This window comes from Streptomyces sp. NPDC020362, assembly GCF_040642095.1.
GTDB lineage: Bacteria > Actinomycetota > Actinomycetes > Streptomycetales > Streptomycetaceae > Streptomyces.
On sequence record NZ_JBFAET010000013.1, the window covers coordinates 40,807 to 61,735 of the forward strand.

The 20,929-nt window shown below is 71.1% G+C and carries 16 protein-coding genes, 1 tRNA gene and 1 pseudogene; 10 read left to right on the plus strand and 8 right to left on the minus strand.

The window, feature by feature from the left end:
- Nucleotides 1-77 precede the first annotated feature (77 nt).
- The 5 genes from AB0H32_RS08460 (at nucleotide 78) to AB0H32_RS08480 (ending at nucleotide 5,842) form a co-directional block, all read left to right on the plus strand.
- On the plus strand, nucleotides 78-1,286 hold the full coding sequence (locus AB0H32_RS08460) for a branched-chain amino acid ABC transporter substrate-binding protein (protein WP_361116341.1): 1,209 nt from the start codon (nucleotides 78-80) through the stop codon (nucleotides 1,284-1,286).
- Nucleotides 1,287-1,396: 110 nt separating this feature from the next.
- Nucleotides 1,397-2,335 (plus strand): branched-chain amino acid ABC transporter permease, encoded by a 939-nt coding sequence (locus AB0H32_RS08465; RefSeq protein WP_067313394.1) that lies wholly within the window; start codon nucleotides 1,397-1,399, stop codon nucleotides 2,333-2,335.
- A 5-nt stretch (nucleotides 2,336-2,340) separates the two neighbouring features.
- A complete protein-coding gene (locus tag AB0H32_RS08470; RefSeq protein ID WP_361116344.1) occupies nucleotides 2,341-4,122 on the plus strand; it encodes a branched-chain amino acid ABC transporter permease in 1,782 nt (593 codons plus the stop codon).
- Nucleotides 4,123-4,127: 5 nt separating this feature from the next.
- The gene (locus AB0H32_RS08475) at nucleotides 4,128-5,129 is read left to right on the plus strand and encodes an ABC transporter ATP-binding protein (protein ID WP_361116229.1); all 1,002 of its coding nucleotides are present in this window, start codon (nucleotides 4,128-4,130) and stop codon (nucleotides 5,127-5,129) included.
- On the plus strand, nucleotides 5,126-5,842 hold the full coding sequence (locus AB0H32_RS08480) for an ABC transporter ATP-binding protein (protein ID WP_361116232.1): 717 nt from the start codon (nucleotides 5,126-5,128) through the stop codon (nucleotides 5,840-5,842). Before AB0H32_RS08475 ends, AB0H32_RS08480 begins: the two co-directional genes overlap by 4 nt.
- 163 nt (nucleotides 5,843-6,005) lie before the next feature.
- Here the strand turns inward: AB0H32_RS08480 and AB0H32_RS08485 are convergent, their stop codons facing one another.
- Nucleotides 6,006-6,662: a response regulator gene (locus tag AB0H32_RS08485; protein ID WP_361116235.1), complete on the minus strand. Its 657-nt coding sequence runs from the start codon at nucleotides 6,660-6,662 to the stop codon at nucleotides 6,006-6,008.
- Between the two features lie 100 nt (nucleotides 6,663-6,762).
- On the opposite strand from AB0H32_RS08485, the gene AB0H32_RS08490 reads away from it, so the two are divergent.
- Nucleotides 6,763-6,837: transfer RNA gene (locus AB0H32_RS08490), tRNA-Leu, on the plus strand.
- Nucleotides 6,838-6,914: 77 nt separating this feature from the next.
- Here the strand turns inward: AB0H32_RS08490 and pyk are convergent.
- The 4 genes from pyk to AB0H32_RS08510 form a co-directional block, all read right to left on the minus strand.
- Complete coding sequence (gene pyk / locus AB0H32_RS08495) at nucleotides 6,915-8,351, minus strand: pyruvate kinase (protein WP_361116238.1); 1,437 nt, start codon at nucleotides 8,349-8,351, stop codon at nucleotides 6,915-6,917.
- Between the two features lie 153 nt (nucleotides 8,352-8,504).
- Nucleotides 8,505-9,200 carry an SIMPL domain-containing protein gene (locus AB0H32_RS08500; RefSeq protein WP_361116241.1) on the minus strand — a complete coding sequence of 232 codons (696 nt, stop codon included), beginning with the start codon at nucleotides 9,198-9,200 and terminating at the stop codon, nucleotides 8,505-8,507.
- Nucleotides 9,201-9,385: 185 nt separating this feature from the next.
- On the minus strand, nucleotides 9,386-10,798 hold the full coding sequence (locus AB0H32_RS08505) for a SidA/IucD/PvdA family monooxygenase (RefSeq protein ID WP_361116244.1): 1,413 nt from the start codon (nucleotides 10,796-10,798) through the stop codon (nucleotides 9,386-9,388).
- Nucleotides 10,799-10,812: 14 nt separating this feature from the next.
- A complete protein-coding gene (locus AB0H32_RS08510) occupies nucleotides 10,813-12,228 on the minus strand; it encodes an aminotransferase class V-fold PLP-dependent enzyme (RefSeq protein WP_361116247.1) in 1,416 nt (471 codons plus the stop codon).
- A 263-nt stretch (nucleotides 12,229-12,491) separates the two neighbouring features.
- Here AB0H32_RS08510 and AB0H32_RS08515 point away from each other — a divergent pair, with 263 nt between their 5' ends.
- Nucleotides 12,492-13,037 (plus strand): GNAT family N-acetyltransferase, encoded by a 546-nt coding sequence (locus AB0H32_RS08515; RefSeq protein WP_361116250.1) that lies wholly within the window; start codon nucleotides 12,492-12,494, stop codon nucleotides 13,035-13,037.
- 213 nt (nucleotides 13,038-13,250) lie between these two features.
- On the opposite strand, the gene pepN is transcribed toward AB0H32_RS08515, so the two are convergent.
- From pepN to AB0H32_RS08530, 3 genes are all read right to left on the minus strand, one after another.
- Nucleotides 13,251-15,731 (minus strand): aminopeptidase N, encoded by a 2,481-nt coding sequence (gene pepN, locus AB0H32_RS08520; protein ID WP_361116253.1) that lies wholly within the window; start codon nucleotides 15,729-15,731, stop codon nucleotides 13,251-13,253.
- 205 nt (nucleotides 15,732-15,936) lie between these two features.
- Entirely contained in the window at nucleotides 15,937-16,287 is a 351-nt protein-coding gene (locus AB0H32_RS08525) for a chorismate mutase (protein ID WP_361116256.1), read from the minus strand.
- Nucleotides 16,288-16,342: 55 nt separating this feature from the next.
- Nucleotides 16,343-17,221 carry an AraC family transcriptional regulator gene (locus tag AB0H32_RS08530; protein WP_361116259.1) on the minus strand — a complete coding sequence of 293 codons (879 nt, stop codon included), beginning with the start codon at nucleotides 17,219-17,221 and terminating at the stop codon, nucleotides 16,343-16,345.
- Between the two features lie 95 nt (nucleotides 17,222-17,316).
- Between AB0H32_RS08530 and AB0H32_RS08535 the strand changes: the two genes are divergently transcribed.
- From AB0H32_RS08535 to AB0H32_RS08545, 3 genes and pseudogenes are all read left to right on the plus strand, one after another.
- On the plus strand, nucleotides 17,317-19,080 hold the full coding sequence (locus AB0H32_RS08535) for a beta-galactosidase family protein (protein WP_361116262.1): 1,764 nt from the start codon (nucleotides 17,317-17,319) through the stop codon (nucleotides 19,078-19,080).
- A 220-nt stretch (nucleotides 19,081-19,300) separates the two neighbouring features.
- On the plus strand, nucleotides 19,301-20,188 hold the full coding sequence (locus AB0H32_RS08540) for a hypothetical protein (protein ID WP_361116265.1): 888 nt from the start codon (nucleotides 19,301-19,303) through the stop codon (nucleotides 20,186-20,188).
- Nucleotides 20,189-20,235: 47 nt separating this feature from the next.
- Nucleotides 20,236-20,688 (plus strand): annotated as a pseudogene (locus AB0H32_RS08545) (transposase); the annotation flags it as partial.
- Nucleotides 20,689-20,929 lie beyond the last annotated feature (241 nt).

The following is a 20,929-nucleotide window of genomic DNA, read 5'->3' on the forward strand; positions in this document are numbered from 1 at the left end:
GTACCGGCGCGGCACCCGCCGTCCCTCACAGGGGGCGGGCGTGCCTGCGGAAAGGATCGATTGTGCGACAGCGTTCTCTGGTGATTCTTACCTCCGTGCTGACCACCGGAGCTCTGACCCTCACCGCTTGTGGCTCCCGCGACAAAGACAACAAGGGCGGCGACGGCGGCAACGTGACGGTCACGATCGGCGTCGACGCCCCTCTGACCGGCCAGAACTCCGCAACGGGCCTTGGCATCCAGTACGGCGCGCAGATCGCCGTCGACGACGCCAACAAGAACAAGACCGTCCCGGGCGTCACCTTCAAGATCAAGGCACTGGACGACAAGGCGATCCCGGCCACCGGCCAGCAGAACGCCACCCAGCTCGTCTCCGACAAGAGCGTGCTCGGTGTCGTCGGCCCGCTCAACTCCGGTGTGGCCACGCAGATGCAGCAGGTCTTCGCCACGGCGAACCTGGTGCAGATCTCCCCGTCCAACACCGCCCCCGAGCTGACCCAGGGCAAGAACTGGCAGACCAGCAAGTCCCGCCCGTTCAAGACCTACTTCCGCACCGCGACCACCGACGCCCTGCAGGGTGCCTACGCGGCGGACTACGCCTACAACGGCATCCACAAGAAGAAGGCGTTCGTCGTCGACGACAAGCAGACCTACGGCGCGGGCCTCTCCAAGATCTTCAAGGAGCAGTTCACAAAGCAGGGCGGCAAGGTCATCGGCACCGACCACATCAACGTGGGCGACCGTGACTTCTCCACGCTGGCCACCAAGATCAAGAACTCGGGCGCCGACCTGCTCTACTACGGCGGCCAGTACGACGAGTCCGAGGTGCTGACCAAGCAGCTCAAGGACGCCGGCGCCAAGATCCCGCTGTTCGGCGGTGACGGCATGTTCACCCCGACCTACATCAAGACCGCGGGCAAGGCCGCCGAGGGCGACCTGGTGACGTCGATCGGCGTCCCGGTCGACACCCTGCCCGCCGCCAAGGACTTCGTGGCCACCTACAAGGCCAAGAAGTACCCCGGTGACTACGGCACCTACGGCTCCTACGCCTACGACGCCACCACGGCGATCATCAAGGCGGTCGCCTCGGTCGTGAAGGACGGCAAGATTCCGGACGACGCCCGCACCCAGGTCGTCGACGGTGTCCAGAAGAGCTCCTTCGACGGCATCTCCGGCAAGATCGCGTTCGACGAGTACGGCGACACCACCAACAAGCAGCTGACCGTCTACCAGGTCACCAAGGGTGAGTGGAAGTCCGTCAAGAGCGGCGTCGCCAACCCGAAGTAACCCGAGCCGAACACTCCGCACCACCAGGGCCGCGCGGCGCAGACCACCGTCACCGCGCGGCCCGCCTTCTACGCCCCCCTTGACTCTCCCCACCACATGGAGGCCATGCGGTGAACACCCTGCCGCAGCAGCTGGCCAACGGGCTGTTCCTCGGCTCGATGTACGGGCTGATCGCCATCGGATACACGATGGTGTACGGCATCGTCCAGCTCATCAACTTCGCCCACGGCGAGATCTTCATGACCGGAGGTTTCGGCGCCCTCACGGTCTACCTCGTCCTGCCGGACGGCATATCCATGTGGATAGCCCTGCCGGCGATGCTCATCGGCGGCGCGCTGGTGGCCGTCCTCATCGCCGTCGGCGCCGAGCGCTTCGCCTACCGCCCACTGCGCGGCGCACCACGCCTCGCCCCCCTGATCACCGCGATCGGCCTGTCGCTCGCGCTGCAGCAGGCGGTCTTCAACTGGTACCACGTCGACGGCGACGCCAAGTCGGCCCGGGTCTTCCCGCAGTTGCCGTTCGGCCCGCTGCACATCGGCTCCGTGACCGTGCAGAGCGGTGACGTCTTCCTGATCATCGCGGCCCCGCTGTGCATGGCGGTCCTCGCCTTCTTCGTCCGGCTCTCCCGCACCGGCCGCGCCATGCAGGCCACCGCCCAGGACCCGGACACCGCCCAGCTGATGGGCATCGACACGAACCGCATCATCGTCATCGCCTTCGCCATCGGCGGCTTCTTCGCGGCCGTCGCCGGTGTCTCCTACGGCCTCAAGTACGGTTCCGTCTCCTACGACATGGGCTTCATCGCCGGTCTGAAGGCGTTCACCGCGGCCGTCCTCGGCGGCATCGGCAACATCTACGGCGCCATGCTCGGCGGTCTCGTCCTCGGCGTCGCCGAGGCCATGGCCACCGCCTACATCTCCAACATCCCCGGCATGCAGCAGCTCGGCGGAGGCGGCTGGGCCGCCGTGTGGGCCTTCGTCCTCCTCATCCTCGTACTTCTCTTCAGGCCACAAGGCCTGCTCGGCGAACGCGTCGCGGACAGGGCGTGAGCAGCATGACCGACACCACCACCAAGGCCCCGGCCGCGGCCGGGCGCGGGCCCGTCCCGCTGCCGCCCGCCGCCGCCCGGCTGCTCATAGCCGTCGGCGCCGTGGGCACCATCGCCAGCACGTTCCTCAGCTGGACCTGGACGCCCGACTTCCCCGGCGACCTGACCGTCTACGGCTACCCGGCGGGCCTGCAGATCCTGGCCCTCGTGGGCGGCGCCCTCACCCTGCTGTTCGGGCTCACCCTGTGGAACGTGAAGGGGCTGCGCTGGCTGAACCCGGCGAACGCCACCTCCCCCGTTCTGCTGGCCGCCCTGTCGGCCTTCGCCGTCTGCTGGTTCACCGGCATCGCCATCGCCGTCGACCTCGGCGGCCTGGTCAACCTCGACCCCGGCGCGTTCGTGGCGATGCTGGCCTCCGCGCTGCCCGTCGTGGGCGCCCTCGCGCTGCCCCACCCGGCTCCTGGCACCGGCTTCCGCGGCTACCTCACCAAGCCCGAGCAGCCCCGCCCCGGCAAGGTGTCGCCGCTCGTCGAGCGCGGCATCATCACCGCCGGCACCGCGCTCGGCCTGGTGGCCTTCACCTACGGCATCGGCATCGACAACGACGCGAGCGAGACCTTCATCGGCTTCCTGCTCCTGTTCGTCTTCGCCGCCTGGGCCCTGATGCACACCGGTCTCGTCGACCGGTTCGCGACGCTCTCGGCCCAGCACAAGGCGTTCGCCTCCTCGCTCGCCTTCGTCGCAGCCGTGATCTTCCCCTTCACCCAGAACGACGACCACAACGCCAACGTCGGCGTGAACATCCTGATCTTCGCCACCGTCGCCCTCGGCCTGAACATCGTCGTCGGCCTCACCGGTCTGCTCGACCTCGGTTACGTCGCCTTCCTCGGCGTCGGCGCCTACGCGGCCGCCCTGGTCTCCGGCTCGGAGTACTCCCGGTTCTCCGGTGTGCACTTCCCGTTCTGGGCCGCGGCCCTCACCGGCATGGCGGCCTCGCTGGTCTTCGGTGTGCTGATCGGCGCGCCGACCCTGCGGCTGCGCGGCGACTATCTGGCCATCGTGACGCTCGGCTTCGGTGAGATCTTCCGTATCACCGTGAACAACCTCGACGGTGACTCCGGACCGAACATCACCCGCGGCCCCAATGGCATCACCCAGATCCCGGACCTGAACATCTTCGGGTTCAACCTGGGCGAGGCGCACGACATCGGCGGGTTCACCCTGGGCCGGTTCGCCAACTACCTGTTCCTGATGCTCATCGTCACGGCGATCGTCGTGCTCGTCTTCACCCGCGCCTCCGACTCCCGTATCGGCCGCTCCTGGATCGCCATCCGCGAGGACGAGACCGCCGCCACCGCCATGGGCATCAACGGCTTCCGCGTCAAGCTGGTCGCCTTCGCCCTCGGCGCCTCCCTCGCGGGCCTCGCCGGCACCGTGATGGCGCACGTGAACTACAGCGTGAACCCGCAGCCGTACCAGTTCGCGGGTGCCGCCCCGCCCAACTCGGCGTTCCTGCTGGCCGCCGTCGTCCTCGGCGGCATGGGCACCGTCAGCGGCCCGCTGCTCGGCGCGAGTGTGCTCTACCTGGTCCCGGAGAAGCTCCAGTTCCTCCAGAACTACGAGCTGTTCGCCTTCGGCATCGCGCTGATCCTGCTGATGCGCTTCCGGCCGGAGGGCATCATCGCCAACCGCCGCCGCCAGCTGGAGTTCCACGAGACCGGCCAGCTCGACGTACCGGCGCAAGCGACGCTGGCCGACGATCCGGCCGTCACCAAGGCAGGGGCGTAAGAACCATGACGACACCTGTACTCGAAGCCCGTGACGTCACGATGCGCTTCGGCGGTCTGACCGCCGTCCGCTCGGTCGACTTCACGGTCAACAGCGGCGAGATCGTCGGTCTCATCGGCCCGAACGGCGCCGGCAAGACCACCTTCTTCAACTGCCTCACCGGCCTGTACATCCCCACCGAGGGCACGGTCGCCTACCAGGGCAAGGTGCTGCCGCCCAAGCCGCACCTGGTGACGCAGGCGGGCATCGCCCGGACGTTCCAGAACATCCGGCTCTTCGCCAACATGACCGTCCTGGAGAACGTCCTCGTGGGCCGCCACACGCGGACCAAGGAGGGCCTGTGGTCCGCGCTGCTGCGCGGTCCCGGTTTCCGCAAGGCCGAGAAGGAGTCCGAGGCGAAGGCCATGGAACTCCTGGAGTTCGTCGGCCTCGCGGCCAAGCGCGACCACCTCGCGCGCAACCTGCCCTACGGCGAGCAGCGCAAGCTGGAGATCGCGCGGGCACTGGCGAGCGAGCCGGGCCTGCTGCTGCTCGACGAGCCGACGGCCGGCATGAACCCGCAGGAGACCCGGGCCACCGAGGAACTGGTCTTCGCCATCCGGGACAGGGGCATCGCCGTCCTCGTCATCGAGCACGACATGCGCTTCATCTTCAACCTGTGCGACCGCGTCGCCGTGCTCGTCCAGGGCGAGAAGCTCATCGAGGGCACCTCCGACGTCGTACAGGCCGACGAGCGCGTCGTCGCCGCCTATCTGGGCGAGCCCTTCGAGGGCGATCCCGGTGAGGCGGAGGCCGCCGAGGTCGAGGCCGCCGAGGCCGCAGCCGAGGCCGCAGCCGACGCAGAGGCCGAGGCCGACGCCGAGTCCGGCACGGCATCCGCCGAGGCCGAGTCCGGCACGGCATCGGCCGAGGCAGACGCCGACGCCGACGCCGACCCCGAACCGTCCGGCGAGGAGAGCACCGAGGCGGACAGCACCACCGGCACCACCAAGGGAGAGGCCCAGTGACCGCACTGCTGGAGGTCGAGGACCTCAGGGTCTCCTACGGCAAGATCGAGGCCGTCAAGGGCATCTCGTTCAGCGTCGAGGCCGGCCAGGTCGTCACCCTCATCGGCACCAACGGCGCCGGCAAGACGACGACCCTGCGCACCCTGTCGGGTCTGCTCAAGCCCACCTCGGGAAAGATCGTCTTCGACGGCAAGCCGCTCGCCAGCGTCCCGGCGCACAAGATCGTCGCGCTCGGGCTCGCCCACTCCCCCGAGGGCCGGCACATCTTCCCTCGGCTGACCATCGCCGAGAACCTCCAGCTCGGCGCCTTCCTCCGCAAGGACAAGGAAGGCATCGAGAAGGACATCCAGCGCGCCTACGACCTCTTCCCCATCCTCGGGGAGCGCAGGAAGCAGGCCGCCGGCACCCTCTCGGGCGGTGAGCAGCAGATGCTGGCGATGGGCAGGGCGCTGATGTCCCGGCCCAAGCTGCTGATGCTGGACGAGCCGTCCATGGGTCTGTCACCGATCATGATGCAGAAGATCATGGCCACGATCGCCGAGCTGAAGTCCCAGGGCACGACGATCCTGCTGGTCGAGCAGAACGCCCAGGCGGCGCTCTCGCTCGCCGACCAGGGCCATGTGATGGAGGTCGGCTCCATCGTCCTGTCCGGCACCGGCCAGGACCTGCTGCACGACGAGTCGGTGCGCAAGGCGTACCTCGGCGAGGACTAGACGCCCCGCTGGAAGCGCCGTTCGAACGCTGCGGGTCCGTCGTGACCGGTCGCGTCCGCGCGACGGACCCGCACACCGAACAAAGTCCCGCGCCCCACACCTGGGGCGCGAAGGCCCGCGCCCTCTTCTCCGGGGCGCGGGCCTCTTCGTTCGGCTGCGGGGGTCAGGCCTTCTTGGTGGCCTTCTTCTCCTCGTTGTCCGCGATGACGGCCTCGGCGACCTGCTGCATCGACAGGCGGCGGTCCATGGAGGTCTTCTGGATCCAGCGGAAGGCGGCGGGCTCGGTCAGCCCGTACTCGGTCTGAAGAATGGACTTGGCGCGGTCGACCAGCTTGCGGGTCTCCAGCCGCAGGGTGAGGTCGGCGACCTCCTTCTCCAGCTGCTTCAGCTCGGTGAACCGGGAGACGGCCATCTCGATGGCCGGTACGACGTCGCTCTTGCTGAACGGCTTCACCAGGTACGCCATGGCACCGGCGTCCCGGGCGCGCTCGACGAGGTCGCGCTGCGAGAAGGCGGTGAGCATCAGGACCGGGGCGATGGACTCCTCGGCGATCTTCTCGGCCGCGGAGATGCCGTCCAGCTTGGGCATCTTCACATCGAGGATCACCAGGTCCGGCTTGTGCTCGCGGGCCAGCTCCACGGCCTGCTCCCCGTCTCCCGCCTCGCCGACGACGGTGTAGCCCTCCTCCTCGAGCATCTCCTTCAGGTCGAGGCGGATCAGGGCCTCGTCCTCGGCGATGACGACACGGGTCGTCAGCGGAGGCACGTGCGACTTGTCGTCGTCGGGCGCGTCTACGGGCTGGGGCGACTCGGCGGTCACAGGGGCTCCTCGTTCGGGGCACGGGCACTGCTTACAAGAGCCTACCTAGCTACGGTATGGTGGACGCGCGGAGGGTCGGGGGAAACCTTTGATTCTGCGAGCCCCGGTAGCCCAATTGGCAGCAGGCAACGGATTCAAAACCCGTACAGTGTCGGTTCGAGTCCGACTCGGGGCACTTTTCCTTGGATTCCAAGGTCAGCTTTTCCGATGGGCCCCTTGCCGTGAGGGGCCCTTTGCCGTTCCCCGGGACCGTCAGCCGGGGCTGTCGTCCTCGCCGATGTGGTGCACCCGGACCATGTTGGTCGAGCCGGAGACACCGGGCGGGGAACCCGCCGTGATGACCACGACGTCACCTTTCCGACAGCGGCCGTACTTCAGCAGCAGCTCGTCCACCTGGTCGACCATCGCGTCCGTGGAGTCGACGTGCGGGCCGAGGAAGGTCTCCGCGCCCCAGGTCAGACTGAGCTGGGAACGGGTGGCCTGCTCCGGGGTGAAGGCCAGCAGCGGGATGGGCGAGCGGTAACGGGACAGGCGCCGGGCGGTGTCTCCCGACTGCGTGAAGGCCACCAGGAACTTCGCGCCGAGGAAGTCGCCCATCTCGGCGGCGGCCCGGGCGACCGCTCCGCCCTGGGTGCGCGGCTTGTTCCGCTCGGTCAGCGGCGGAAGCCCCTTGGCGAGCAGGTCCTCCTCGGCCGCCTCGACGATCTTCGCCATGGTCCGCACGGTCTCGATCGGGTACTTGCCGACGCTGGTCTCGCCGGAGAGCATCACCGCGTCCGTGCCGTCGATGACCGCATTGGCCACGTCCGAGGCCTCGGCGCGGGTCGGGCGGGAGTTGTCGATCATCGAGTCCAGCATCTGGGTGGCCACGATGACCGGCTTGGCGTTGCGCCGGGCGAGCTTGATCGCACGCTTCTGCACGATCGGCACCTGCTCCAGCGGCATCTCCACGCCGAGGTCCCCGCGCGCGACCATGATGCCGTCGAAGGAGGCGACGATGTCGTCGATCGCGTCGACGGCCTGCGGCTTCTCGACCTTGGCGATCACCGGGAGGCGGCGGCCCTCCTCGTCCATGATGCGGTGGACGTCCTCGACGTCCTTGCCGCTGCGGACGAAGGAGAGGGCGATGACGTCGAAGCCGGTGCGCAGCGCCCAGCGCAGGTCGTCCTCGTCCTTCCCGGAGAGGGCGGGTACCGAGACGGAGACGCCGGGGAGGTTGAGGCCCTTGTGGTCGGAGATGACACCGCCTTCGACGACCCGGGTGCGCACCCGGGGTCCGTCGACGGCCGTGACCTCCAGGCAGACCTTGCCGTCGTCCACGAGGACGCGCTCACCCGGGGTGACGTCGGCGGCGAGGCCGGCGTAGGTGGTGCCGCACCGGTTCCGGTCGCCCTCGACGCCCTCCTCCACGGTGATGGTGAAGGAGTCGCCGCGTTCAAGGAGTACGGGTCCTTCGCTGAAACGGCCGAGCCGGATCTTCGGACCTTGAAGGTCGGCGAGGATTCCCACACTGCGGCCGGTTTCGTCGGCCGCCTTTCGTACCCGCTGGTAACGCTCCTCGTGATCGGCATGAGTGCCGTGGCTGAGGTTGAAGCGGGCGACGTCCATTCCGGCCTCGACCAGTGCCTTGATCTGGTCGTACGAGTCGGTGGCGGGACCCAGGGTACAAACGATCTTTGCTCGGCGCATGATTCGACCCTAGGCCTTACCCGCCGGTAGAGAATCCGGGCTACATGACCACTCAACAACCTTTGAGTAAAGGGATATTGACAAGTGTTGAATTGCGCAGTGACCCGCTCCTACGAGCGATTCTTTCCGGTCATCGGTTCCCGGCCGCGCACTTCAAAGCCGCGGCGGCAGCATCGTGAATTGCGCGCTGACCTGAGCGGTCACCCGCTGGCGCGAGGGTTCCAGGTCGAGGGGTTCGACCGCCTCGGACGTGTCGGCCATGCTCATCCGCCGGACACCCCGGCCGTAGACCGCCCCGCCGGCCCGCGGGCGCTCGGCGCCGGTGTCGGCCAGTTCGATCAGGGCGGCGACCGAGGTGCCCAGGGCCTCGGCGTACTCCCGGGCCCGTTGGACCGCGTCGGCGACGGCCCGCCGCCGGGCCTCGGCATGCACCGGTGAGCCGGGGCGCAGGGACCACCAGGGGCCGTCCACCCGGGTCAGCTCCAAGTCGGCCAGCCGGGTGGTCAGTTCACCGAGGACGGTGAAGTCGGCGAACTCGGCGCCGAGGTGGACCCGTCCCTGGTAGCTGCGCACCCGCTCGCCCCGGCCGCGCTCGGTCAGTTCCGGGGTGATGGAGAAGGCGCCGGTGGACAGCTCCTCCACCGCGTCCCCGTAGGACTTCACGAGGTCGAGAACGGCGGCGTTGCGGCGGGTGAGGTCGTCGAGCGTGGAGCGCCGGTCGCGACCGCGGGCACTCACGGTGACACCGATGCGGGCGACCTCGGGATCGGCCTCGAGGTCGGCCTCGCCGCGGACCACGAGGAGGGGGGCGTCGGGGGTGCCGTACGGAGCGGTGGGCTCAGAGGTCATACGCCCCACTGTGTCATGTGCGTCCCGCCCGGGCGGCCGGAGCGCACACGACGCAGCGCCCACGACGGGCGGCGCGAACCGCTCGCGGGGCCGGTGACGGCGGTGCGGTGGGCGGGTGATCCACGGCGTTGCCATGGCAGGCCCGGCACCGCCGTCGGTGGGTTCCTGTCGGCTCCGCCCTCCCGTCACCTTCCCTCGACGAGCGGTGTCAGCTGTTGCGCCTGTCTGGTCTGCGGAACCCGGTGGCCCGGCTCCTGAAGCCCGAACGTGGTGAAAGCCGTTCTGCTCGGCAGCGGGTAGGGCTCCTTGCCGGTGAGGGAGTTGAGGATGGTGGCGCTGCGCCACGCCGCGAGGCCGAGGTCGGGGGCGCCGACGCCGTGGGTGTGCAGCTCGGCGTTCTGGACGTACACCGAACCGGTGACCGAGGGGTCCAGGACCAGCCTGAACTCCTCGTCGATGCGTGGGCGTTCGCTGCTGTCGCGGCGCAGGTAGGAGTCGAGCCCGGCCAGGATGCGGTCGAGGGGGCGCTGGCGGTAGCCGGTGGCGAGGACGACGGCGTCGGTGGTGAGCCGGGAGCGGCTGTCCTGCTGGAGGTGTTCCAGGTGGAGTTCGACCTTGGTGGTGGCGATGCGCCCGGCGGTGCGGACGCGGACGCCCGGGGTGAGGACGACGTCGGGCCAGCCGCCGTGCAGGGTGCGCCGGTACAGCTCGTCGTGGATGGCGGCGAGGGTGCCCGCGTCGATGCCCTTGTGCAGCTGCCCCTGGGCGGCGACGAGCCGGTCGCGGACGGGTTCGGCGAGGGCGTGGAAGTAGCGGGTGTAGTCGGGGGTGAAGTGCTCCAGGCCGAGTTTGGAGTACTCCATCGGGGCGAACGCCTCGGTGCGGCCGATCCAGTGCAGCTGCTCGCGGCCCGCGGGGCGGTGGCGCAGCAGGTCGAGGAAGACCTCGGCGCCGGACTGTCCGGAGCCTACGACGGTGACGTGGTCGGCGGCGAGGACGGCGGCGCGGTGGTCGAGGTAGTCGGCGGCGTGCACGACCGGGACACCGGACGCCTCCACGAGGGGCTTGAGGGGGTCTGGCACGTAGGGGGCGGTGCCGACACCGAGGACGACGTTGCGGGTGTAGGTGCGGCCCGTGGACTCGGCCTCCCCCTCGGCGTCGAGCCGGGTGAAGTCGACCTCGAACACGTCGCGTTCGGGGTTCCACCGGACGGCGTCGGCCTGATGGCCGAAACACAGCCCGGGCAGTTGCCGGGAGACCCAGCGGCCGTAGGCGTCGTACTCGGCGCGGTGGATGTGGAAGCGCTCGGCGAAGTAGAAGGGGACGAGCCGCTCCCGGGTCCGCAGGTAGTTGAGGAAGCTCCAGGGGCTCGTGGGGTCGGCGAGGGTCACCAGATCGGCGAGGAAGGGCACTTGGACGGTGGCGCCCTCGATGAGCAGGCCGGGGTGCCAGTCGAAGCCGGGGCGCTGCTCGTAGAACACGGCGTCGAGTTCGGCGAGCGGGTGGGCGAGGGCGGCGAGGGAGAGGTTGCACGGTCCGATGCCGATGCCGACGAGGTCACGGGGGGAGTCCGGCTCATGGGTTGGGGGGGTGGTCATCTGGGGGTCGTTCCTTAGGGGGTCGTTCCTTCGGGGGTCGGTTCCTCGCGCGTCGATTTCTCGGGGGTCGATTTCTCGGGGGTCGTTGCTTCTACGAGTGCGAGGAGCCGGGCCAGTTCGTCCGGCCGGGTGTGCGGGTTGAGGAGGGTGGCCTTGAGCCAGAGCCGGCCGTCGAGGCGGGCCCGGCCGAGGACGGCCCGGCCCTCGTGCAGCAGCCTGCGGCGTGCGGCGGCCACGGCGGCGTCGTCGGCCTCGACGGGCCGGAAGAGGACCGTGCTGATGACGGGCCGGTCGTACAGCTCGAAGCCGGGGTGGTCCTGGACGAGGGCGGCGAAGGCGCGGGCGCGGGCGCAGACCTCGTCGACCAGGGCGCCGAGGCCGCTGCGGCCCAGTGTCCTCAGGGTGACGGCGATCTTGAGGACGTCCGGGCGGCGGGTGGTGCGCAGGGAGCGGTCGAGCAGGTCGGGCAGTCCGGCTTCGGTGTCGTCGTCGGCGTTGAGGTAGTCGGCACGCTGGTGGAGGACGGCGAGTTCGCGGGGCCGGGCGACGGCGAGCAGGCCGGCGGCGACCGGCTGCCAGCCGAGTTTGTGCAGGTCGAGGGTGACGGTGTGGGCGGTTTCGAGTCCGGCGAGCTTCTCGCGGTGGCGGTCGCTGAAGGCGAGGCCGCCACCGTAGGCGGCGTCGATGTGCAGGCGGGCGCCGTGTGCGGTGCACAGGCCGGCGATCTCCGGGATCGGGTCGATGAGGCCGGCGTCGGTGGTGCCGGCCGTGGCGGCGACCAGCAGCGGGCCGGAGAGCGCGGTGAGCGCCTCATGCAGGGCGGCGGGGTCGAGCAGGCCGTTCGGGGTGGGGACGACGACCGGGTCGGGCAGCCCGAGCAGCCAGGCGGCACGCGGCAGCGAGTGGTGGGCGCCGGCCCCGCAGATCAGCTGGACGCTGCCGCCGTGGGCCTCGCGTGCGAGCAGCAGGGCGAGCTGGTTGGATTCGGTGCCGCCGGTGGTGACCAGGGCGTCGGCCAGACCGATCTCGTGCGCGAGGGCGCGGGTGACCTCGGCCTCCAGCGCGGAGGCGGCCGGGGCCTGGTCCCAGGAGTCCAGGGACGGGTTGAGGGCGCTCACAGCGAGGTCGGCGGCGACGGCGACGGCGAGCGGGGGGCAGTGCAGGTGGGCCGCGCACAGCGGGTCCGCGGGGTCGGCGGCGCCCTCGGCGAGGGCCTGCACGAGGGCACGCAGGGCGTCGGGGTCGCCGTCGTCCGGCAGCGCCTCCCCGAGGACGTCGGCGACGCGTGCGGCGACGCGCCGGGGCCCTCCGGCGGGCAGCGGGCCGCCGCGGGCCCACCGGCCGGCCGCGAGGGCGTCGAGGACGGTGTCCAGGAGCGGACGCAGGGCCTCGGGACCGTCGGGTCCTGAGGCGAGGGGCGGCGTACTCATGGGCTCTCCTCCGGGGCGCGGGGGCAGGGTCGACATCCGTGCGGTTGCCGGCTGGTACGGCCGCTTCTGCGCGAGGGTTCGACTACGGGGACGGGAGCTTGCGTACGAGGGGTCGTGTACGGGGCTTCTGTACGGGGACTTCCAGCTTGTACGGGAAGAGGGCCGCGCGTCCGGAAAGCCCAACGACCGGAACCCGAAAGTGGGTACTGCCGTACGGGGAAAAGGCGTTGGAACCGTGGTCGCCCGCGGCTAACGTCGACCGGATGGTTGACGCATGGACGATCGACGTGCCCGGTGAACGGGTGGTGGTGCGTGAGCCCTCTCCCTCGGACGAGGCTCCGCTGCTGACGCTGTTCGAGGAGTGCGAGGACTGGTTCGTGGCGGCGACGGGGCTGCCGTCGGGGCCGGGTGACGTGCAGAGCCTGTTCTACTCGCTGCCGCCGGGCGCGCGCCCCGAGGACAAGGTGCTCCTGGTACTGGAGCGGGACGGTGTGGTCGCGGGTCTGGTGGACGCCGTACGGGACCATCCCGGGCCCGGTGCGGTGGCGGTGGGCCTGTTCCTGCTGGCGCCCTGGGCGCGGGGCCGGGGCCTCGGCCGAGCGCTGGCCGAGGGCCTGCTGACCCGGGCCGGGGAGACGTCCCTGGTCACGGCGACGGTGCCGGCCGGCTGGCCCTCCGGTGCACGCTTCCTGGAGCGGCTCGGTTTCACTCTGGACCCCGCCGCACCGGCGCCCACGGAAGCGGGCAACCGGCGGGCGGGACCGCGGGAAGGGGCCATGCTGCATGCCGAGTTGCGCCCCGGCCGGTAGAACCGCGGACCTGCTCCCGCCCGAACTGCCGCGGCTGCGGGCCCGCTTGCGTCCTCACCGCCACGGCCACGGCCTCGCACCACGGCGGCAGTCCCGCTCGCGTCCCCGCGCCGGGGGGCGGGCCGGTCGTCCTTCCTTGGCCCACCGGGCCCAGGTAGGACGACCGGCCCGCCGCATCGTCGGCAGGGACCAGCCCGGACTGCGCCGCCGGTCCTACTCCCCGCGCACCCGCAACGCCCGTGCCAGGTCGTCCAGTTCGTCGACCAGCCTGCGGCGCAGGGCGACCACCGGGTCGGCCTCCCGCAGGCAGGCCTCACCGAGGGCGAGGTGCTCGGCGTCGACGGCGTGCTGCGGGAAGGCCCAGCGGCCGGCGGCGGCCGCGATGGCCGGGCCGCGGCGGGCGGCGAGAGCGACCACGTCCTCGTAGTAGCGCGGCACGTACTCCCGGACCAGATCGGCCTGTTCGGGCTGCCAGAAGCCCCGCGCGGTCGCCGTGAACAGGTAGTTGGACAGGTCGTCGCCGGTGAACATCGCCTCCCAGGCCGCGCGCTTGGCCTGCAGGTCCGGCAGGGCGGCGCGGCAGGTGGCGGCGCCCTCCTGGCCGGTGGCGGACGGGTCGCGGTCCAGCTCGGCGGCGATGGCTGCCTCGTCGGTGGCGCCGAGCACGGCGAGCCGGCCGAGGATGCGCCAGCGCAGGTCGGGGTCCAGCTCGGGGCCGCCGGGCACCGTGCCGTCGGCGAGCCAGGCGGCGATGGCGTCGGGGTGGGCGGCGACGTCGACGAAGTGCCGTACGGCGATCAGGCGCAGGCCGGGGTTGTCGCCGTCTTCCGTGCGGCGCAGCAGGTCGCGGCAGAGCGCGGTGAGGGTGGCGAGGGCGGCCGGCCGGTCCTCGGGGCGCAGGTAGCGGTCGGCGACGTGGGCGGAGGCGAAGGCGAGGACGCCCTGGACGAGGGCCAGGTCGGTCTCCAGCGGGAGGTGGGTGCGAGCCGTCTCCAGGTAGGCGGAGGGCGGGAGTTCCCCGTCCCGTACGGCGTCCCTGAGGGCGTTCCACACGACCGCGCGGGTGAGCGGGTCGGGCAGCCCGGACAGAGCGGCGCGGATCGACTCGAAGGACTCGCCGTCGAAGCGGACCTTGGCGTAGGTCAGGTCGCCGTCGTTGAGCAGGAGCAGCGCGGGGCGTTTGCCGATGGGCTGCGGGTCGGTCTGCGGGACGTCGAGGCCGATGCGTTCGCGCAGGACGAGGCGTCCCTCGTCGGTGAGGTCGCGGTCGTACAGGCCGACGCTGACGCGGTGCGGGCGGCTGCCCGCGCGGTCGACGGTCAGCGTGCAGGCGCCGTTGGCGGACTTCATCGCCGGGGTGAGCGTGTCCACGCCGGTGGTGCTCAGCCAGGCGTCGGCCCAGGCGTGGACGTCGCGCTCGGTGGCGGCGGCGAGGGAGTCGATGAAGTCGGCGAGGGTCGCGTTGGCGAACTTGTGCCGCTGGAAGTGGATGTTGATGCCGGCGAGGAAGTCCTTCTCGCCCAGCCATGCGACCAGCTGGCGCAGCGCGGAGGCACCCTTGGCGTAGGAGATGCCGTCGAAGTTGAGCAGGGCGGCGGCGGTGTCGTCGACGGCCTCGGGGGCCACCGGGTGGGTGGAGGGGCGCTGGTCGGCGTCGTAGCCCCAGGCCTTGCGGGTGACGCCGAACTCGACCCACGGTTCGGTGAAGCGGGTCGCCTCCAGCGTGGTCTGGTAGCCCATGTACTCGGCGAAGGACTCGTTCAGCCAGATGTCGTCCCACCACTTGAGGGTGACCAGGTCGCCGAACCACATGTGGGCCATCTCGTGGGCGATGACCATGGCGCGGGTCTGCCGCTCGGTGTCGGTGACGGCCGACCGGTAGACGAACTCGTCGCGGAAGGTGACCAGGCCCGGGTTCTCCATGGCGCCGGCGTTGAACTCGGGTACGAACGCCTGGTCGTAGGAGTCGAAGGGGTAGGGCTCCTCGAACTTCTCGTGGTACCGGTCGAAGCACGCGCGCGTGACCTCGAGGATCTCCTCGGTGTCGGCGTCGAGGTGGGGCGCGAGGGAGCGGCGGCAGTGGATGCCGAAGGGCAGGCCGCGGTGCTCGGTGCGCACCGAGTGCCAGGGGCCGGCGGCGACGGCGACGAGGTAGGTGGAGATCAGCGGGGTCGGGGCCGCCTTCCAGCGGCCCTCGCCGAGGTGCTCGGTGATGCCGTTGGCGAGGACGGTCCAGCCCTGCGGCGCGGTGACGGTGAGGTCGAAGACGGCCTTCAGGTCGGGCTGGTCGAAGGCGGCGAAGACCCGCTGGACGTCGTCCAGGAACAGCTGGGTGTAGACGTACGTCTCGCCGTCGGTGGGGTCGGTGAAGCGGTGCATGCCCTCACCGGTGCGGGAGTAGCGCATGACCGCGTCGACGCACAGCTCGTGCTCGCCGGCGGTGAGGTTCTTCAGCGGCAGCCGGTCGTCGTGGAAGGACTCCGGGTCGAGCGGCTGTCCGTCCAGGGTGACGGCGCGCAGCTCGGCGGGCTTCAGCTCCACGAACGTGTCCCCGTCGGACCGCGCACTGAACCTGATCACGGTGCGGGAGTCGAAGGTCTCGTCCCCCGTGGTGAGGTCGAGCTCGATCGTGTAGCGGTGGACGTCGAGGAGCTGTGCTCGGAGCTGCGCTTCGTCGCGCGTGATGACGGACATGCAGGCCATGCTGCCTGATGGCGTCGACAGCGCACAGGGGTGGACCGGTACACGGCAAATGTCCGTTCTCGCACCCTGCCTGCCCGTCTGCTACCCGCCCCTCCGCTGCCTGCCCGCCCGCTACCCGCCCCTCCGCTGCCTGCCCGCCTGCTACCCGCCCCTCCGTTGCCTGACCCGCTGCCTGCTTCCTGCCCGTCGCTGCGGATCAGTCTGCCCGGGCGGGCTGCCCGTTCGCGGTGTCCTCGGCGATGGACTCGTGGTGCCGGATCACCTCGGCGATGATGAAGTTCAGGAACTTCTCGGCGAAGGCCGGGTCGAGCTTGGCGTTCCCGGCGAGGCTGCGCAGCCGCTCGATCTGCCGGGCCTCGCGGGCCTGGTCGGCGGGCGGCAGCTGGTGCAGCGCCTTGAGCCGGCCGACCTGCTGGGTGCACTTGAAACGCTCGGCGAGCATGTGGACGACAGCCGCGTCGATGTTGTCGATGCTGTCGCGCAGCCGCTCCAGCTCCTGGCGGACCTCGGGGTCGACGTCACCGTTACCGGTGTTGCTGATGGTCATGGGCGCCAACCTATCGGGGAGCAGAGCGTCCCTTCACCGGCCGATCACCATGCGGTCAGCCGTGGAGCATCGGAGGGTCGTCCGGGTCCGGGATCCGGTCGCTCCAGCCGCCGGGGACGCTGCGCCCCTGCTGGGCGCGGAAGCGGACCGGGGCGAGGCCCACCCGGCGGGTGAACAGGCGGGAGAAGTAGGCGGGGTCGTCGTAGCCGACGCGCCGGGCGACGGCCGCGACCGGCAGTTCGGTGGCGGCGAGGAGTTCCTTGGCGCGGCCGAGGCGGATGCCGAGGAGGTAGTCCTTGGGGCTGCAGCCGGCAGCACGGCGCACGGCGCTGCGCAGCTCGGCGGGGGTCATCCCGTGCCGGGCGGCGTGGTCGGCGACGCTCATCGGCCGGCAGGCGTCCCGGGCGAGGGCCTGGAGCACCTGGTCGCCGTCGGGTGCAAGGTCGGCGCGGGCGCGGCGCAGGGCGACGAGCAGCTCGTGGACGGCGGCGCCGGTCTCCACCTCCAGCAGCGGGTTGCCACGGCGGGCGGCTCGGGCGATGCGGGCGACGACCGCGCGCGGTCCGGTCGCGTCCGAGAGCGGGACGACGGGCCGCTCGGGCTCGATGTAGCCGAGTTCGGTGTAGGTCGCGGCGGCGGGCCCCGCGAAGTCGACGAAGCCCTCGTCCCAGCCCGTGTCCGGGTCGGGCCCGTAGTGGTGCGGCACGCCGGGGGTGAGCCACAGCAGCGCGGGCGCGGTGACGGCCGAACGGCGGCCGTCGGCGCCCCGGTACCACCCGCCGCCCGTGCTGATCACGACGGCCACGTGATGGTCGAGGGTGCGGGGCCCGACCGTGGGCAGCGCGCCGTACTGGAGTCCGACGCCGAGGCAGACCAGGCCGAGGCGGTGGTGGGCCGGGCCGGGGCTGAAGAACCGCATCCAGGTGTGGTACATCGGCGCTCCCCCCGGCGTCGGCGGCGGACTTTTGTCCAAGCAGCGCCGATCTTCGTCCATGGTGCGCAGCTCCGCCAGGGCCGAGGCTTGGCCGCATGAGCGAGTTCACGGTGGGGGAATCGGGCTTCCTGCTGGACGGGCGCCCGGTACGGCTGCTGTCCGGCGCGCTGCACTACTTCCGGGTGCACGAGGGTCACTGGCGACACCGGCTGGAGACCCTGCGGGCCATGGGCCTCAACTGCGTGGAGACGTACGTCCCGTGGAACCTGCACCAGCCGGACCCGGGACGGTTCCGGGACGTGCAGGCGGTCGGGCGGTTCCTGGACGCGGTCCGTGCGGCCGGCCTGTGGGCGATCGTGCGGCCGGGGCCGTACATCTGCGCCGAGTGGGAGAACGGCGGGCTGCCGCACTGGGTGACGGGCGAGGTGGGTACGCGCGCGCGTACCCGCGACGAGCGCTTCCTGTTCCACGTGCGGAACTGGTTCCACCACCTGCTGCGCGAGATCGTGCCCCGGCAGACCGACCGGGGCGGACCGGTGATCATGGTGCAGGTCGAGAACGAGTACGGCAGCTACGGCTCGGACGCCGACTACCTCGAGCAGCTGGCCGAGTTGCTGCGGGTCAAGGGGGTCACGGTCCCGCTGTGCACCTCCGACGGCCCCGAGGACCACATGCTCACCGGCGGCTCGCTGCCGGGAGTGCTCGCCACGGTGAACTTCGGCTCGCACGCGCGCGCGGCCTTCGAGACCCTGCGCCGGCACCGCCCGAAGGGCCCGCTGATGTGCATGGAGTTCTGGTGCGGCTGGTTCGACCACTGGGGCGGCGCCCACGTCGTACGGGACCCGGGGGAGGCGGCCGGGGCCCTGCGGGAGATCCTGGAGTGCGGGGCCTCGGTGAACGTGTACATGGCCCACGGCGGCACGAGTTTCGCGGGCTGGGCGGGCGCCAACCGGGGCGGCGGCGAGCTGCACGAGGGTCCCCTGGAGCCGGATGTGACCTCCTACGACTACGACGCCCCCGTCGACGAGTACGGGCGCCCCACGGAGAAGTTCTGGCGCTTCCGTCGGGTACTCACCGAGTACCACCCCGGCCCTCTGCCCGAACCCCCGGCGCCACCTGCTCGGTTGGGTTCTCCTGCGGACGTGGCGCTCCGTGGATGGGCTCCTCTCGGTGACGTCCTGGAGGCGCTCGGCGGCACGCAGACCGACACGCCCGTTCCGCCGACGTTCGAGGAACTGGGCATCGGCCGGGGCCTGGTGCGCTACGAGGTCGCCGTGCCCGGGCCACGGCAGCCGTACCCGCTGTCGGTCCGCGGACTCAGGGATCTCGCGGTGGTGTACGTCGACGGAGAGCGGGCCGGGGTGCTCACCGAGGACGAGCCCCGGCTGAAGGAACCCGTCGCGGGTCCCGCGCGCGTGGAGCTGTGGGTGGAGTCCCTGGGGAGGGTCACCTACGGCCCGCGCTGCGGCGAGGCGAAGGGCGTCACCGGGGGCGTCCTGCACGAGCGGCAGTATCTGCACGGGGTACGCGCGCGTGGGCTGGATCTGGACGCCTTCGCCGACGGTGTGGAGGCGGTGCCGTTCGGTGTGCCGCCCGGGGACGGCACACCGGGGCTGTACCGGGGCACCGTCACGGTCCGCGGCGCCGGTGACGCACGGCTGGAACTGCCGGGCTGGACGCGGGGCTTCGCCTGGGTGAACGGCTTCGGCCTCGGCCGCTACTGGTCCGTGGGACCCCAGCGGTCCCTGTACGTCCCCGGTCCGGCACTGCGGGAGGGCGAGAACGAGGTGTGGGTACTGGAGCTCCAGGACGCGGGGCCGGGCAGAAACGCGTCCGCACCGCGTCTGCGGCCGGTGTGAGGGGCGTGTCCGCACCGCGTCTGCGGCCGGTGCGAGGGGACGCGTCCGCACCGCGCCGGCGCCGGTGCCAGGGGACGCGTCCGCACCCCGCCTGCAGCCGTGGTGAGCGGTGTACGGAGGTCCCGGCACGGTGTGCAGGGCAAGGCTGGAACACACACCGCGCCGGGAGCTCGCCCCGCATAGAGTGGAGGGGAGTTCCGGGCGTCTTTGGGGGTCGGACGTGGCGAACGGCGGACCGGTCGAGCACGGATACCCGCATCTGGAGACGGTGCGGGCCGCCATCACCGCGCTGTACAGGCGGCTGTCGTACGACACCGTCCAGACCTTCTCGACCAGCTTGGTCCCCGCCGACGTGGCCTTCTGCGACACGGACGACCTGCATCTGGGGGCGCAGCGGGTGGCCCGGGAGATCGTGCGGCACTTCCGGCTGCCGGACGCCCGGCTGATCGTCGGCTTCCGGGAGATGACCCATGCGGCGAACGTCGAACTGGTGGCGGGACCCGAGTACTTCGTGGAGCTGAACGACCGCTTTCGCACCCACCGCAGGGACATCGGCGCGGCCCTCGCCCACGAGGTGATGCACGTCTATCTGCACCGCCTCGACCTCTCCTTCCCGACCACGGCGGAGAACGAGATCCTGACGGACACGGCGACGACCTACCTGGGGGCGGGCTGGCTGCTGCTGGACGCCTACCGCGAGGACCGGGACTCCTCCCAGAAGCTGGGCTATCTCACGCCGGAGGAGTTCGGTTACGTCCTCGCCAAACGGGCCCTGCTCTTCCATGAGGATCCCTCCGTGTGGTTCACCAGCCCGCAGGCGTACACGGCCTACGCCGCGGGCATGGCCCGGGCCCGGCGGGACGAGCAGCAGCCGCCGCTGACCGCGGCCGGCTGGGCGGGGCGCCGCCGTTACGCCCACGACCGCCGCCGTGCGCCCGCGGTGCAGCCCGCCGGGGCCTACACCTTCACCGCCGACCCCGGCCCCGGCGGCCGCCTCCGGGTGTCCTTCCCGTGCCCCACCTGCCACCAGAGGATCAGGGTGCCGGTACGGGGGCGGGTCCGCGCCCGGTGCGGCCTGTGCCGGACGGTGCTGGAGTGCGACACCTAGGGCGCGTCTCTTTGACGGGCCGAGCAGTTGATCGGACGTGTCCGTTCACCCAGGTTCACCTGGCCGGCGACGCTTGAGCGCGCCCCTTGGCGATCACCCTGACGGGCGGACAACCCGGGGACGCACCGACGTTCACCGCCGTGATGGCCGCGCTCCGCGTGCCACGCACCGGCCCCGGCCGTCCGCGTACCCGGCCGGATGAGGTGATCGCGGATGGCGCCCACTCCTCCCGTGCGATCCGCTCTCATCCGCGTGAACGGCACATCCGAGCGGCCATCCCGCAGCCGGTGGATCAGGTGCGCCACCGGCTGCGGCGCGGCACGCGGGGTGGTCGGCCGCCGGGCTTCGGTCCCGAGGCGTACAAACAGCGCAACACCGTCGAGCGATGCATCGACCGCTGGAAACAGTGGCGGGGCCCGGTCATGCGCACCGACAAACCGACCCTCACCCACGAGGGTGCACTCCACCTCACGGCCATCCTCGTCCGGGCCCGCAGATGACCAACGAGAGAAGCTCCACCAGGACTGGCCGACAGTACCGAGGGCGTGTTCTTTGAGGAATGCGCCCGCATGGGCCGCTGCTTCTTCCGCGGTCGCGTAACACGCCCCGTCGACGGCAGTGCCGGATGCTCCATCGGCGCCCTTGCCTGTCCAGCTCCAGCCACCGGAAGACGCCTGCACGAGCTCAGCAGTCCCCCCGAAGAGTGCAAGCGTGCTCCTGCCCGCTGCCGCGGGCGCTGGG